Genomic DNA, 14,656 nt, shown 5'->3' on the forward strand with positions numbered 1-14,656 from the left:
GTTTGTTACGCTTTTCACACTAAACGTGGCGCGTTATTGGCGCACCACCAGTACCGGACAGGGTGCATGACGCACCACAGACTCGGCGACACTGCCTACCAGCAGATGGCTGATGCCGGAGCGGCCGTGACTCCCCATAACGATCAGTTCAACCTCGTCTTCCTTGGCCTGGATAATGATTTCATCCGCTGCCCTACCAAAGCGAATATCAAACGTTGCCGGAATAGGCAGGGTGGCAATCAGCTCTTTGAGTTGGGCTCTGGCCTGACGCTCCATTTCGTGAGTGATCTCAACGGCTGTCATATGAAGAATTTTGTAACTGTCAAAGCCGTGCAGTTGGTCTACGACATGGATCAGCTTGAGCTGGGCCTCATGGCTCTGCGCCATGAATACGGCATAGTCGAGTACCGCCCGGGACATTTGGGAAAAATCGACAGGACAAAGCAGAGTTTTGATCGATGGCATAATGCAGTCTCCTCTACTGATTGGGGTACTATTGAATCTTGAGTTCATCATAACCATCAGATTGAAAATAACTCTCGACCCTGTCGCAAAATGAACATCAGGGATTTTTTCTGTACGCCGTCGCCATCAATGCCATGGTATAAAGTAGGGTATCAGTGTTTTTTCCTCTGCCCCAGCGAGGCCAGCTCTGACCATGCTACGCATCTGTCTGTTGCTCTGTTGTCTGTTCACTGCGGCGAATTGCCGGGCAGAGTCTATTGACGTTTATTGCGATGATTGGCCCGGTTTTTGTCAAAAGGATGGCAAAGGCCTCTATCTGGATCTGGTGCGAGCCATCTACCAGCCTCACGGCTATCAGGTAACCCCCCATATTGTGCCCTATAAGCGCGCTCTCGCTGTCATTGCAAAAAAAGGGGGAGATATCGCCATGGGGGTATATCGCGATGAAGTATCCGGCGTCCAGCAATCTCGCTATCCGGCATCAGCGGATGACCTGACCGTGTTCATGCTCAAGAAATGGCAACCCCAGTGGCAAGGGGAGAAAAGTCTGGAAGGGCAAACCGTGATATGGCGGCGGGGCTGGGCATTCGACAAGTACATTGCGGTCACCATGCAGTGGCATGAAATTGACAGCGATGAGCTGGCCCTGCAACTGCTTGGTAAAGAGCGATATCGCTTTTACCTCACTGCCGGCGTGCTCTATGTGGATGAGGCTATCCCTCCCGAGCTGCATCGCGTCTTCCTGCGCTGGATCCCGACCTATCCCATTTTTGCCGATACCCAGCAAGGCAACCGGATGTTACAGCTCTGGGATAAGGGAATGGTTGAGTTGATCCGCAGCGGGGGTCTGGCAGAGATCTATAAGCACTATCAGCTCTATGACTACTATCAGGGTTTTATCGAAGAACTGGAACAGAAAGTGGCTGCCAGTCCTGCAGACTGAATGATAACGTTGCGCTAATTACTCTCCCCTCATTCCCTTGGCCAAGCGGTCGTAGAGGATCACATTGACCGAGGCGGCCAGATTCATACAGCCACTGGTCGGCACATAAACCACATCTTTCACCGCGCCATAGAGGGCAGGATCGAGCGTACCATCCTCCGGCCCGAAGATATAAAAAGCGCGTTCCGGATGGACATAGTCGGGGAGCGGTGTAGCGCCGTCGATCAGATCGACCACCACGGGCACGCATCCCTGCGGGATAAACGCCATCAGATCATCCACCCCGAGCAGCGGGATCTTCTCCACCATCTGCTTGGTATCAGTGGCAAAGCGGCGCGCCAGCTCGAAGCGGTTGCCGGTGTAGTAGACCTCGTCCACCCCGTAACAACCCGCAGCCCGCATCACGGAACCGACATTTTCCGGGGACTTGGGATTGACCAACCCCACGCAGCAGAATGCACTCTTTTCCATCATCTCTCCTCATCTTGCGACGGCCATTATAAGCCGTTGCAGGGCCACCGACCCGTTAAAAGTCCCCTCCCCGGCTAAACCGCTTGCCAACCCAGCTTTGAATGTCGATTTTTTGTGCGCAAGCCGACAAATTTTGTACAAGCCGATAGCCAGCAAACGTTTCCCAGCAATAATGGACAAACGTTTGTAAATGGATGTTTGTCTATGACTGAGCGTGAACAAGAGATCCTAGCCCTGCTGCGTCAGGATCCCATGATTGCCCAGCAGGATCTGGCCGATCGCCTCGGCATCAGCCGCTCCGCGCTGGCCAGCCACATCTCCAGCCTGATCCGGCAGGGATATGTGCAAGGCAGAGGTTATGTACTGCGAGAAGGCCCCTACGTAGTGGTGATCGGCGGTGCCAATATGGATATTTGTGGCACCAGCCATGACAACCTGCTGCTCGGCGACTCCAACCCGGGCAAGGTGCGCACCTCGGCAGGTGGTGTTGGCCGCAATATCGCCGAGAATCTGGCGCGGCTCGGCAGCGACACCCGGCTGCTTACAGCGGTCGGCAACGACCAGTATGGTCATCATCTGCTGGAGGTAAGCCAGCGGGCCGGCGTCGATGTGCGCCAGACCCTGGTGCTCGATGGCCACACTACCTCTTGCTACCTCAGCCTGCATGATGGCAGCGGCGAAATGAGCTGCGCCATCAACGACATGGCCATCATAGAGCAGCTCACCCCTGCCCGCCTGACCCCGCTCGGTGGCTTTCTCGGCGGTGCCCGGCTTTGGGTGCTCGACACCAATCTGGCCATCCACACCCTCGACTGGCTGTTCGAGCGGCAGGGAGAGCACGCCATCTTTGTCGATACCGTTTCGGTGGCCAAGGTGGAGAAGATCCGCCCCTGGCTCGGCAAGATCCACACCCTCAAACCCAATCGCAGTGAAGCCGAGCAGTTGTGCGGCATGACCATCGCCGGGCCCGAAACCTGGCCCATGGTGGCCGCCTGGTTCCACCGCGCCGGGGTCAAGCGACTGTTCCTCAGTCTGGGTGAACAGGGGATCTTTTACAGCGATGGCGAGCAACAGGGCCACCTGCCTGTGCTGGGTAGTCCGGTGCTCAACGTCACCGGCGGCGGGGATGCCTTTATGGCTGGCCTCGCCCACGCCTGGCTGCAAGAGCTCGACATTGCCCAAACCACCCGCTTTGCCTTGGGCTGCGCCGCCCTCACCGTCAATTGTTCCGATACCGTTTTTTCCGGTCTGAGCAAGACCGCCGTTGACCGCATACTGGAGGAGTACTCATGCTGAACGCTTACCTCGATATCCAACCGGAAGTTGCTGCCGCGCTGGCCGCCGGCAAACCGGTCGTCGCCCTAGAATCAACCATCATCTCCCACGGCATGCCCTATCCGCAGAACGTGGAGACGGCCCGTCAGGTGGAGCAGGTAGTGCGCGATAACGGCGCCATTCCGGCGACCATCGCCATCCTCGACGGCCGCCTCAAGGTGGGTCTGGATGCCGGTGCGCTGGAAGCGCTGGGCCGGGCAGGCCACAGCGTGACCAAGTGCAGCCGCCGCGACATTCCGTTCGTGCTGGCGCGCAAGGGGATGGGGGCCACCACGGTCGCCTCCACCATGATCATCGCTGCCATGGCGGGGATCCGGGTCTTTGCCACCGGTGGCATTGGCGGGGTACATCGCGGCGCGCAGGAGACCTTCGATATCTCCGCCGATCTGCAGGAGCTGGCCCAGACGCCGGTAGCCGTGGTCTGCGCTGGCGCCAAATCGATCCTCGATATCGGGCTGACTCTGGAGTATCTGGAGACGCAAGGGGTGCCGGTGATCGGCTATCAGACCGAAGAGTTGCCCGCCTTCTACACCCGCGAGAGCGGCTTCAAGGTTGATTATCGACTGGAGAGTCCGGCAGCCATCGCCGAGGCGCTTCGCCTCAAGTGGGAGCTGGGGCTGGCGGGCGGCGCCGTGGTGGCCAATCCCATCCCGACCGCACACGCCATGCCGAAAGCCGACATCGACGCAGCCATTGCCCGGGCGCTCCATGAAGCGGACGAGCAGGGGATCAAAGGCAAGGCGTCTACTCCCTTCCTGCTGGCACGCGTCTGCGAGCTGACCGGCGGCAACTCGCTGGCGGCCAACATCCAGCTGGTACTAAACAACGCGGCGCTCGGTGCCCGCATCGCCGCCAGCCTCTGATCGCTCGCCGATACCTCGCCATGTAAAAGAGGGCCTCGCGGCCCTCTTTGTTGTTTTTGCTATCTACTGCGCTATTGCAACGCTGTGTTATTGCAGCACCACGCGCCCATTGAGGGGCTGCACCGGCCGATTATTGGGGTGGTGCATCACCGCCTTGAAGGCGTCGATCTGGGCCTGACTGACCTCAACCGGCTGCTTCATCACCAGCCAGCGCACTCCTTCCGAGCAGGGAGGCGTAGTAAGGGAACCGCTGAAGCGATAGTAGTCACGATTCTCGGGCAGCAGTTGTTCAGCAGAGAGCGGCGCTTTGAGGGCCTGGATCTCCCCCACCTTGGCAGGTAATGCACTCCAGGCAGCCGCCAACGCCGGATTTGCCTTGCCAGCCTCGAACATCACCGCCACCACGGCGATCTCTCCCTTGTCACTGACATGCACCAGATGCCCTTCCAGCGGATAGGATTTGCCCTCGATGAGGTTCTCACTCGGGGCGTGGAAGTGGAACTGCTTGAGTTCAAACCTGGTGCCATCGAGTTGCAAGGTGCTGCCCGGGGCATAACCGACCTGCACGGTATGACCGTTGTTGACCACTGTGTTGCCACCCGCCTGATAGTGGAGTACCAGCGGGGCCAGTTTGGCCTCGACCAATCCGCTCAGGTCAACCGGCGACTGATTGCTGCCCGCACACTGACCAAACTCAGGGGTCAACTTGGCCCAGTGGGCAGACCCTGCCTCACCGCTATATTCCCAATGGGGGGTGGCAGCAAACACGACAGGGCACAGCAACAGGGAGCAGGCCAACAGAGACTTTCTCATCATACATCCTTATCTTGATTGAAAAGCACGACCATCCCCTCCCCCGGACAGCGGGGCATGCAGAGATGGCATATCTGATACGCGGGATACAGAGCATCGGAGCGACTTTCTAATGGTAATGAGCACGGGTTGGTCAATCGGTTTGACCGCGGCTCAATACAGAGTCGTTTGGCAAGTATATGGTGAGGGATCGGCAGATACAGTGAAAGAGGGGGAAATTAATCAGCCAGCTATCCACTCATCGTCTGGCAGGCGCGGGGCAAGGTTCAGGGAGTCACGCTTTCATAACAACTATCCATCACAACCATCGCGGGAGTCCGGGCTCCCGCGATAGTTGCCGATAACGGCAATTAACGGTCGCGATTCAACGCGATCAGACGATCAAGAATCGCTTCACCATCGGCACGCAAACCGTTGTGCTCATACTCATTGGTGATCCAGGCGCGACTGTTGCCAAGGCCACGCAGGGTTTCGCGGCTGTAGTCAAACTCCACATACATATCCTCGGCATAGACGGCGCAGGCTACCGGCACCTTGTTGCGGGCCAGCTGGGCCGGATTATAGAGCGCCCTCCAGTCCGCCTTGTTGGCCAGCAGATGGGCCGCCTCTTTCAGGGGCAGCAACTCGCGGAACTGCTCGAACATCCAGGGGTAAACCATCTCGCCGGTGAAGGCGAAATCCTTGCCGGGTGCCCAGTTCACCGCAGGAAACTCCCCTCTGACCCGATCTGCCGCCCAGCGAGTCGCCTCCCCTTCGGCGTAGATAGCCTCGTGCAGAATGGCAAACAGCGGGTTGGTATTGAATGGCTGCATGCTCTGCACCTGATAGAGAAAGGCCGGGCTCAGCTTGTCACCGATAAAGGCCTCTTCCAGCAGGTAATAGAGCTCGTCGAAGGCCCCCGTAGCACCGAGATCCAGCCCCTGCTGCTGGAACTGCTCCACCGTCAGGCGCTGACCGTTGGGCAGCCGCACATCGTGCTGGTGCAGATGGTTGCCCAACCGGTTGGCAATCCCCTGAGCGTGGGGGAAGCGGGCAAAGAAGGCACGGTTCTTGTCAGCCACCCGCTGATAGGTGGCGCGGTAGACCTCCTCGGCACTGCGGCCGATCGGTGCGATACCGCCGGTGATATAGACCTCCCGCAGGCTATCGGGGAAGAGCGAGAGATAGGTCAGGCAGCAAAAACCGCCAAAGCTCTGACCAAGCAGGCTCCAGCGATGCTTGGGGCTGAGCTCCTGCCGGATGAACTCGGCATCTTGCACTATGCTGTCGGCGCGAAAATGGCCGAGATACTCCGCCTGCTCGGTCGGTGTCATTTTGGCCAGAATCTGCCCGTGAATGGGGCTCGACATCCCGGTGCCCCGCTGATCCAGCAGCAGCACTCTGAACTCCTGCAACGCCCGCTTGAGCCAACCACTATTGGCCGTCGGGCGCGGCGCCCCGAATCCCGGCCCACCTTGCAGAAACAGCAGCCAGGGCAACTTCTCATCGAGCTTGTCTTTACGGCAGAGGGTGCGGGCAAACAGGGTAATGCTGTCACCATCCGGCTCATCATGATCGAGGGGAACGGTAAAAAAGTGCGGCTCGCAATGAATGCCGTCCAGTACATAGCTTAAGGGGCTGTTCATCTGGGATCTCTCCGTCAGGATGGGAACATCATTGACCCCATCATATCCCCGCCCAGCCACAGGGTCACTCCGGTTTTCCAAAATGTTAACAATGGCTTAAAGGTCGAAACATCACCAGACAAGCCGCTCTTCAACGGTGCTGAATTAATTGTTTTGCGGGGGAGATTGACGCCATGGCGCCATTCAACAAAGATGGCTCGCCTGCACAGGAGTGCAGCCATTCAGGCCGACAAAATGGATAAGGGAATGTGATGAAACCGAAGTGGATCAGGGCCAGAAAAAGAGAGAAGAAGCCATGCCCTGGCAGCATGTTGCAAACCGGAATGCTGCTGTTCAGTGCCACCTGTGGCGCGACGCTCTTTTTGGCAGCATGCAACAGCAACTAGAAATGAAAAAGCCCGCTCGATTGAGCGGGCTTTTCGAATTTGGCTCCTCCTACTGGACTTGAACCAGTGACATACGGATTAACAGTCCGCCGTTCTACCGACTGAACTAAGGAGGAATTGTGGTGCCCAGAGACGGAATCGAACCGCCGACACGGGGATTTTCAATCCCCTGCTCTACCGACTGAGCTATCTGGGCAACGGCGCGCATTAAACCCTTTCCAGCGCAGAGTGTCAACCATGATGGCACGATAAAAAGCGCGTTCGCTCAACAACCGAACGAAGCGGCCATTTATTATCCATTTCAGTCCTGTTTGCCGTACTTGCTGGCCTCTGCACGCCCTGCAGGCTGCGCCAATATGATGGAAATTCGAGGTTCAGTGGGTCCGCCGCATTGAGCCGAATCCACTCTGCGAGTATGCTTTGCCGCAATGATACCGCCTGGAGGCAACATGAGTCTGAATATGCAAGAGTGGCGTGATGAGACCACCGAGATCGTCAACGAACTGCTGGCCGATGGCAGCAATCCCGATGCGGATTACGACATCGAGCACCACTTCGCCTGCCAGGATTTCGACCGTCTGGAAAAAGCAGCGGTTGACCTGTTCAAGGCCGGTTTTGAAGTGACCGATGCCGAAGAGATGGAGCTGGATGACGGCGCCACCATCTTCTGCTTCGATGCCACCATCGAGTGCAAGCTGAATGTCGAAGCGATCGTCGCCGATATCGCCAAGATGCTGCCCATCCTGGAAAAATACGGGGTGGATTACGATGGCTGGGGCACCTACTTCCAGGATTGATCCTGCCTCCATCGTAAAACAACAAGGCCACCTTGCGATGGCCTTGTTGTTTCTGACGATCTCTCACGCCAGATAGCTGGCAGCAAACTCCGCCGGCGGCAGTGGGCGACTGAACAGATAGCCCTGGAGCCGATCACACCCCGCCTCGGTCAGCCACAGCTGCTGCTCGGGTGTCTCTACCCCTTCGGCCGTAATCCGGATCCCAAGCTCATGGCCCAACCCGATGACCGAACGCACGATAGCGGTAGTCGCGCTATTGCTGGCCAGCCCCTGAGTGAAGCTGCGATCCAGCTTGAGGGTCGCCACCTGCAAACGCGGCAGATAGGCCAGCGAACAGTAACCGGTACCAAAGTCGTCGATGGCCAGCTGAAAACCGGCGGCAATCAGGTTGTCGAGGTTGGTCTCAATCTCGTCGGCATTCTCCATCAGTACCCCTTCGGTGATCTCCAGCTCCAGTTGACTGGCCTTGAGACCATGGCGAGCGATGCAGGCTGAGACCCGCTCACAGAGCGCCGGATCACGGAACTGCAGCGGCGAAAGGTTGATGGAGAGCATCATATCCGGCTGCGCAGTTTGCCACTGCGCCAGCTGGGCACAGCCCTGCTCCAACATTAACTGGCCAAGCTGACCGATGATCCCCATCTCTTCCGCCAACGGAATGAATTCGTCGGGGGAGATCATCCCAAGCTCGGGATGGGGCCAGCGACAGAGCAGCTCAGCGCCATGCAGCCGGTGGGTGCGGGTACAGATGATGGGCTGATAGACGGCAACCAGCTGGGCGGACTTGATGGCGAGCGGCAACTGGGCGGCGATCAACTGACGCCGCTTGAGCCGGGCATGCAGCTCGGGATCAAACAGGGTGCAGTACTGTTGCTGCCGTTTGCCCTGCGCCAGCGCAGCCTCGGCATGACTGAGCAACCGCTCGGCATCGCTTGCCCGCCCCTGGGCCAGCCCCAGAAACACCGGGATCTGGATGCGGTGATCTTCCACCTGATAGTGCTCCATCAACTGCTGCTGCAGATGCTGGCTCCACCCCTGCAATGGCTCGTTGAAGTCGGGCAACAACAGGCTGAAGTCATCGGCAGCGACCCGACAGAGCAGGGAACGCGGCGGTACCAGCTGCTGCAACCGCTTGGCCACCTGGCTCAGCAAGCGGTCGGCAATCCGGATCCCGAAACGATCGTTGATTTCACGAAAATGGTGCAGATCGACCAGCACCAATGTGGCACTGCGTCCCCCAAGATGGCGGCTGGTCTGCAAGAACCGGGAGAGTTTGAGCAGTCCGGTCAGACTGTCGTAGTGCTGCTCCTGCTGCAACTGCGCCTGAGTGGTGCGCAGACCGGTGATGTCACGCCCCAGCGTCAGGATCCCGAGAGAGTGACCATCACCATCGGGGACATCGACCCGGGTGATCTCCATGTGTCGCCCCTGCCCGCTGGCATCCAGCAGACAACACTCGCCATGACCCATCCCCTGCGGCGCCGCCAACCGGAACGGCAGCTGCTGACCCAGCACCTCATCGGCCCCATGGCCGATAAAGTCGAGAAACGCCTGATTGCACTCCAGCAACACCCCGTTGTGATCATCGAAACGGATCAGATCAGGAATTGCATCGAGCAGAAAACGCTGCAACAACTGCTGCTTTTTGACCGTTTGTTCCAGGCTCTTGCGCTGGGCAATCTCGTTAACCACCCCGAATACTGCGCACGCCTCTCCCTGCGGGGTGTAAAGAGGCACCTTGTGCACCTCCATCCAGCAGGTATTCCCGCCCCGGTTGCAATGGAGCTGCTGATACAGCATCGGCACGCCTCCGGCAAGCAGCTGTTCATCCTCACTGCGAAAGAGATCGCCCCAGGGCATATCTGCATCTGTCTTGCCGACTACCTCGGCAGGCGACTCCAGCTTGGCTTCACGGGCGAACTCACGATTGGCGAACAGGTAACGCCCATGACTATCCCGACAGAAGATACTCATTGGCAATTGGTCGATGATCTGCTGCAGCAGATCCGGGGTGAGCATGTTGGTCACAGGAGTGCTTATGGAGGAATTTCGAGCAAATCTATGATAGCAAACCAATTTTGTAAAGCACCCCGATCACCTCCCCATAACATCGAACGCTGGATGGTTGCTGACAGAGATTGTCGCTCCGGCGATAATAGGCGCCGGTTGGCCAATGGCCTGGTGATATGGACGAGAGAAACAAGATGAAAAAGATTATGGGGAGCGCATTGGCGCTGCTGCTGGTTGGTTGTGCTGGTGACAATAACGGCGGTGAGGAGTATCGCTACAACCCGCCAATTGCCAAGGCAACCAACAATACACAGGAGATGGCGATCCCGGTGGATCTGGTGTGGGCTCGCGCCGAGAAGTGGTTCACCGATCACGGCCTAACCATCGAAAACAGCCAGCGTGGCTCCGGCCTGATGACTGCCAACGTCAACCAGTCAGCCGACGGGCTGGAGTGGCTGGACTGCGGAACTATGGGTTCCAAAGTTGCACTGGGCAACCCGAACCTGCAGATCAACCTGATCATCACCCAGAGCGGCAACAGCAGCGTGGCCACGGTCAACATCAAGGGCAACACCGAGCTGTTCTTCGTTGAATCCTCAGGCGAGCGCGTACCGGCCCCGTCCATCAAGCCAGTCTGTGTCTCCCGCGGCACCCTGGAGCAGAGCCTGTTCGCCACCCTCGGCAACTGATTTCGCTTCCCTGCAAAGATAAAAAAAGCGGCAGATTGCTCTGCCGCTTTTTTATTGCCCCGAGTTGGGCTTACTTGTCGATATCGAGCATGTTGTTGGTCAACATGTAATCGATCACCTGGTTGGCCGTGGTGCCAGAACCGCCCGTCAGACTGTCGAAGGTATGGTTCATCAGCACAATCTCCTGAGTCACCGGCGCAGTACTGCTCTCCTTGACCTGCAGGTGCACCCCTTCATTGTCCTGGAACACCGAGAGTAGGCTCTTCAGATCAGTCGTACTGTGAGAACCATCGTGATCCAGCAGATCGCTCAGATCCAGCTTGTCACCTTCCAAACGGTTGATGGAGCCTGACCCCTTGTTGAAGTCCATGATGTAATCCTTGGTCAGGGAGCCGGACACTGTATCTCCCTTGTTCCAGACAAAGGTATCAGCCCCTTCCCCACCAATCAGGATGTCATTACCCAAACCACCGATCAGATAGTCATTACCAGCTCCACCATCCAGCACATCGCTTCCACTCCCTCCACGCAGCGCATCTTTACCGTCACCACCGTAGAGATGGTCGTTACCCGAACCACCAAAAATGACATCAGAGCCATTTTGACCATAGATTCGGTCATCACCACCACCACCATGAGCAATATCCAGATAGGCATTGCTGTTTGCAGTGATCTTCAGATCGCTGTTTTCATTGTTGGGGTCTTGCAGTAGAAGCGAGTCGGCCCCACGGCTGAAGTTATCCACAGCCAGCTCTGCTGCATCCTGTTTCTGCTGAGCGTTGCTATCGAAACCGGATACATGGCTGTCTCCCAGATAGATAATATCGTTACCCTTACCCAGGTAGACCTTGTCGCCACCGACACCCACATCGACAACTATGCCGTTTTCAACGTGCTGCAGCGTCTTATTGATCGGGGTGCCAGTTCCGGATGTCGACCATTGTACTTTCTGATTACTGGCTGTGGGGTCATACATTTGTACAGAGTCGATCATATCGCCCGTTGACTTGATGTCATAACCCACAACAAAGGTCAGCGTGCTTGCACTAGTGTCACCATCGAGATCTTTCAAGGTGTAACCGAAATCAAGCTTGACCGAGGGCGACACTGCGGCACCAAAGAACTGATAACTGCCGTTATCAAGATCGACAATCAGCGAATGCTTGTTATCGATGTAGATAGTCAGCGTTTTGGTTGCTGCATCAAAGCTATGGCTGAGCGCGCTCGAACTGCCTGCAGTAGTAACTGTGCTGCCGTCAAAGTTATACGTCACGCCGCGGATCGTAAGTTGGCCAACAAAACCACCATCAGCACCAACTCCATATCCCTCAACACCGCTCAACAAATTACCGCCTATCGGCTGCACCACAGATTGCAACAGAATGGGTGGCAACTTGGTCACGTCCGGGACAATTACCGCATTACCATCCACATTCAAGTAACCATCAAATGCAACTTTGTCCAGCTCGCCAGCTGGCACACTGTTCCCCATGCCGTATGCAAGCGCAGTCACCTTATTGTTCTGCAGATGTTTCGTCCAGGCTGCCAACTCACTCGCTTCAATGGTGTTGGGATTGCTGCCATCGCTACCTTCCGGTACGCCATCAGAGAGGAAATAGCTTACGTTGGAAGCACCGGTTAACGGTCTTGCATTACTATTGCCACTCCAAAAACTCTCAGCCCATTTAATGGCGTCGTCGTAATCCGTGCCACCATTTGCAGTCAAACCGTTGATCCGTGTTTTGGCTTGTTCAACAGTCATCCAGTAGATGGGGCTACCACTTGTTCCCTGATTCACAATACTTGCGTCAGAGCTGAACAACACCAACTGCACCCGGGTTTGCCCTTGCGCCAGATATTGATCCAGCAACTGGTTAGCAGACTCCTTCATGACATCCAGGCGAGTCTTCCCATTGCCAGCATCTCGCCCCATCGAGCCGGAAATATCCAAAATCAGCTGCACATTGGCGCCAATCTTGGTTTCTGACTCCACAGCATGGAAAATCGGGCCGGCAACCGGCACATCGTCACGCACAGCCAAGTCAAACGAACCAGTGGCAGTCTCAGACCCAGATTTGCTTACCTCATAGTTGACGGTAAAGCGCAATTCGTCCTGGCTGGTCAACACTGTGCTCTGGCCATCTACTGTGTGGCTAAGCGGCTTGAGCAGAGTAAAGGTGTAGCTCGGTGGATTGGCACTGTTATCCACCGTCACGGTAAAGGCCACATTGGCAGGGTTGTTACCAAAGTACCCTTTGAGCCCGGCGCCATCTTGAACAACATTGACCGGCTGACCATCAATACCCGTCACCCCGCTCAGACCCGTGGTGCCAACAAGTTTGAGTTGTACGCCAGAGACATTGCCACCACTGCCATCAGTCACCTGCAGCGACTGAGTCACAGAAAGCGGGCCGCTAGCAGGCATACCCACAGGCTCAGGCAAGTGTGCATTTCCGCCAGACAAACCATCCTCATCAACCAGACCATTGCCCAGTCGCACAGAGAGATCGTTGTCAGTAATGGTTCCGGCTCCGGTCGCACCACCTACTGTCAGAGTCAAGGTTTCAGTCTGTTCTACCAGCTTGTCATTCACTGTCGGCACTGACACGGTAAAGCTCGTCACACCGGCTGGTACTGAGATTTTGCCTGTGCTGCTGTTATAGGTAACACCGTGACTGAACTGCAGAGTTCCCCAGTCAGAGTTAGAGGCAGCATGAGTACCACTGCCCGCGATTGAGAGGCTGTACTCAGTCGCTACATTAGTCGCACCACTCAAGGTCACAACATGCTGCAAGGTAGCCCCTTCAACCACAGTGGCACTCGATACGCCGGTTACATCAGGGCGCGCCAGCGGGTTGACAGCAAAGCTGCCTTGCGAGCCGTCACCGTCCCGATCATAGGCCTTGAAGGTGAAGTCGATGTCGCCATCACCAACCGGACGCTGCATCTCTGCATACTGGAAGAATTCCCACTTGCCGGTAGCAGGGGTAAATTCCAGACGGAACACCAGGGTGCCATCGCTGGCTTCGCCATACAGGGTATTGGGTAAGCCCGGTTTGCTGGAAATGGAAATCTCTTTACCAGTAGCTGTCATCAAACCCACTTCATTGGATCCCAAAAGCCCTATATGTCCCTTGCCATCAGCCCCCCATTGCGGTGCCGCGGTCCCCGAGCCATAGGCAATTGCCTGCGGAGTAGAGGAGCCAAGGAACTCGATAGACTTGACGGTAAAGTCGCTGTTGTCCTTGACGTTGAACGAATTGCCGTTATCGGTTGCTTTGATCACCATGGTGTCAAAACCACCCTGCTGCACTTGGAAGTTCTGGTTGTACTCTCCCCCCGCCGCATCCGACCTAAAGGGAAGTGTTGAGATCAGTACTCCGTCACGGTAGAACTCGACCACGCCGCTCTCCAGCTCACCACCGAACATCTTGCTGAACTCGATCTTGGCACCGTAAGCCACAGTGCCGGCATCCAGCTTGATCACCAGCTCTTCAGATACCCCTGAGCCGTCGGCCAGTTTGCGGAAATCGACCTCGTTCTCAATATTGTGGTAAGGGGCTGTCGAGCTCTTGACACCAATGCCTTCACCCGAGCCATTAACCAGAGCACCGGTCAAGACAGTAGACGTTGAAGAGAGGAACCCTTTAGCCGTAATGGTGAACTTGCCACCATCAATGCTGGTGCGATCACCGCTATAACCAGTCATGCTGAACTTGCCGGTCAATACATCAGGAATACTGGTTTTCACCAGCGAAACCGCGGCAGCATCGCCAGCGATGGGGGCATCGTCCTCCACAGTGATAGGCAGACTATCGGTAACGGTTGTTTTGCCATCCGATACGGACACCCCCACCTTGAAGCTAAGCGCGTCTTCACTTTCCTTATCCGGATGATCAAGCGGCGCCTTAAGGGTCACCTCATAGCTCCAGTCACCCTTGGTGCTACCGGTAGGAGCGGTCAACTTGACATCAATGACCGCCTTGTAGTCCGCTCCGCCTTGAGTGCCGGTATAACCAGTCAACACCTTGGTAGTTGCATTCCAGCTCCATTGAACCACTACGCCACCGGATGTCAAAGCTGTGGAAGGAGCACTGAGAGTAACGTTTAGTGTGTCCTGACTATCTACATCCCCCACAGTGATCTTACCGCTAGCTATCACACTATCAGTGCTGTCGCTGTTGCCCGCAGTATCCTTAATACCACCGGAAAGCCCCTCTTCAGAAACGACTGCGCCATTATCAACATTCAGAGTAGGT

The 14,656-nt window shown here is 56.5% G+C and carries 11 protein-coding genes and 2 tRNA genes; 5 read left to right on the plus strand and 8 right to left on the minus strand.

Translation table 11 applies throughout. The features are described from left to right. Nucleotides 1-33: 33 nt before the first annotated feature. Complete coding sequence (locus tag LRL22_RS10355; protein WP_216952973.1) at nt 34-465, minus strand: universal stress protein; 432 nt, start codon at nt 463-465, stop codon at nt 34-36. 193 nt (nt 466-658) lie between these two features. On the opposite strand from LRL22_RS10355, the gene LRL22_RS10360 reads away from it, so the two are divergent. Continuing rightward, nucleotides 659-1,408 (plus strand): substrate-binding periplasmic protein, encoded by a 750-nt coding sequence (locus LRL22_RS10360; protein WP_216961110.1) that lies wholly within the window; start codon nt 659-661, stop codon nt 1,406-1,408. A gap of 18 nt (nt 1,409-1,426) precedes the next feature. Here LRL22_RS10360 and LRL22_RS10365 read toward each other — a convergent pair whose 3' ends face one another. Beyond that, nucleotides 1,427-1,879, minus strand: a complete 453-nt coding sequence (locus LRL22_RS10365) for an RNA methyltransferase (RefSeq protein ID WP_216954310.1) — start codon at nt 1,877-1,879, stop codon at nt 1,427-1,429. Nucleotides 1,880-2,083: 204 nt separating this feature from the next. Between LRL22_RS10365 and LRL22_RS10370 the strand changes: the two genes are divergently transcribed. After that, complete coding sequence (locus LRL22_RS10370) at nt 2,084-3,175, plus strand: PfkB family carbohydrate kinase (RefSeq protein WP_216961106.1); 1,092 nt, start codon at nt 2,084-2,086, stop codon at nt 3,173-3,175. Further along, nucleotides 3,169-4,077 carry a pseudouridine-5'-phosphate glycosidase gene (locus tag LRL22_RS10375; RefSeq protein WP_204477660.1) on the plus strand — a complete coding sequence of 303 codons (909 nt, stop codon included), beginning with the start codon at nt 3,169-3,171 and terminating at the stop codon, nt 4,075-4,077. The genes LRL22_RS10370 and LRL22_RS10375 overlap by 7 nt, the downstream gene beginning before the upstream one ends. Before the next feature lie 87 nt (nt 4,078-4,164). Here LRL22_RS10375 and LRL22_RS10380 read toward each other — a convergent pair whose 3' ends face one another. From LRL22_RS10380 to LRL22_RS10395, 4 genes are all read right to left on the minus strand, one after another. Beyond that, nucleotides 4,165-4,890 carry a carbonic anhydrase gene (locus LRL22_RS10380; RefSeq protein WP_270905345.1) on the minus strand — a complete coding sequence of 242 codons (726 nt, stop codon included), beginning with the start codon at nt 4,888-4,890 and terminating at the stop codon, nt 4,165-4,167. Nucleotides 4,891-5,240: 350 nt separating this feature from the next. Then, nucleotides 5,241-6,515 (minus strand): alpha/beta fold hydrolase, encoded by a 1,275-nt coding sequence (locus LRL22_RS10385; RefSeq protein WP_270905337.1) that lies wholly within the window; start codon nt 6,513-6,515, stop codon nt 5,241-5,243. A gap of 426 nt (nt 6,516-6,941) precedes the next feature. Then, nucleotides 6,942-7,017, minus strand: a tRNA-Asn gene (locus LRL22_RS10390). 4 nt (nt 7,018-7,021) lie between these two features. Next, a tRNA-Phe gene (locus LRL22_RS10395) sits at nt 7,022-7,097 on the minus strand. Between the two features lie 265 nt (nt 7,098-7,362). On the opposite strand from LRL22_RS10395, the gene rraB reads away from it, so the two are divergent. Continuing rightward, complete coding sequence (rraB, locus tag LRL22_RS10400) at nt 7,363-7,698, plus strand: ribonuclease E inhibitor RraB (RefSeq protein WP_026034893.1); 336 nt, start codon at nt 7,363-7,365, stop codon at nt 7,696-7,698. Between the two features lie 63 nt (nt 7,699-7,761). Here rraB and LRL22_RS10405 read toward each other — a convergent pair whose 3' ends face one another. Further along, nucleotides 7,762-9,717, minus strand: a complete 1,956-nt coding sequence (locus LRL22_RS10405; RefSeq protein ID WP_270905346.1) for a sensor domain-containing protein — start codon at nt 9,715-9,717, stop codon at nt 7,762-7,764. A 185-nt stretch (nt 9,718-9,902) separates the two neighbouring features. Here LRL22_RS10405 and LRL22_RS10410 point away from each other — a divergent pair, with 185 nt between their 5' ends. After that, nucleotides 9,903-10,397: a hypothetical protein gene (locus tag LRL22_RS10410; protein WP_270905338.1), complete on the plus strand. Its 495-nt coding sequence runs from the start codon at nt 9,903-9,905 to the stop codon at nt 10,395-10,397. A 70-nt stretch (nt 10,398-10,467) separates the two neighbouring features. On the opposite strand, the gene LRL22_RS10415 is transcribed toward LRL22_RS10410, so the two are convergent. Beyond that, a partial coding sequence (locus LRL22_RS10415; protein ID WP_270905339.1) for a type I secretion C-terminal target domain-containing protein occupies nt 10,468-14,656 on the minus strand: 4,189 nt, incomplete at its 5' end.

The sequence above is a fragment of the Aeromonas sp. PI_26 genome (assembly GCF_027854445.1).
Lineage (GTDB): Bacteria > Pseudomonadota > Gammaproteobacteria > Enterobacterales > Aeromonadaceae > Aeromonas > Aeromonas veronii.

Coding starts and splice junctions, on each gene's coding strand:
- LRL22_RS10385 (WP_270905337.1), bottom strand. CDS start 6,515: ATGAACAGCCCCTTAAGCTATGTACTGGACGGCATTCATTGCGAGCCG.
- LRL22_RS10360 (WP_216961110.1), top strand. CDS start 659: ATGCTACGCATCTGTCTGTTGCTCTGTTGTCTGTTCACTGCGGCGAAT.
- LRL22_RS10375 (WP_204477660.1), top strand. CDS start 3,169: ATGCTGAACGCTTACCTCGATATCCAACCGGAAGTTGCTGCCGCGCTG.
- LRL22_RS10365 (WP_216954310.1), bottom strand. CDS start 1,879: ATGGAAAAGAGTGCATTCTGCTGCGTGGGGTTGGTCAATCCCAAGTCC.
- LRL22_RS10370 (WP_216961106.1), top strand. CDS start 2,084: ATGACTGAGCGTGAACAAGAGATCCTAGCCCTGCTGCGTCAGGATCCC.
- LRL22_RS10410 (WP_270905338.1), top strand. CDS start 9,903: ATGAAAAAGATTATGGGGAGCGCATTGGCGCTGCTGCTGGTTGGTTGT.
- rraB (WP_026034893.1), top strand. CDS start 7,363: ATGCAAGAGTGGCGTGATGAGACCACCGAGATCGTCAACGAACTGCTG.
- LRL22_RS10355 (WP_216952973.1), bottom strand. CDS start 465: ATGCCATCGATCAAAACTCTGCTTTGTCCTGTCGATTTTTCCCAAATG.
- LRL22_RS10405 (WP_270905346.1), bottom strand. CDS start 9,717: ATGCTCACCCCGGATCTGCTGCAGCAGATCATCGACCAATTGCCAATG.
- LRL22_RS10380 (WP_270905345.1), bottom strand. CDS start 4,890: ATGAGAAAGTCTCTGTTGGCCTGCTCCCTGTTGCTGTGCCCTGTCGTG.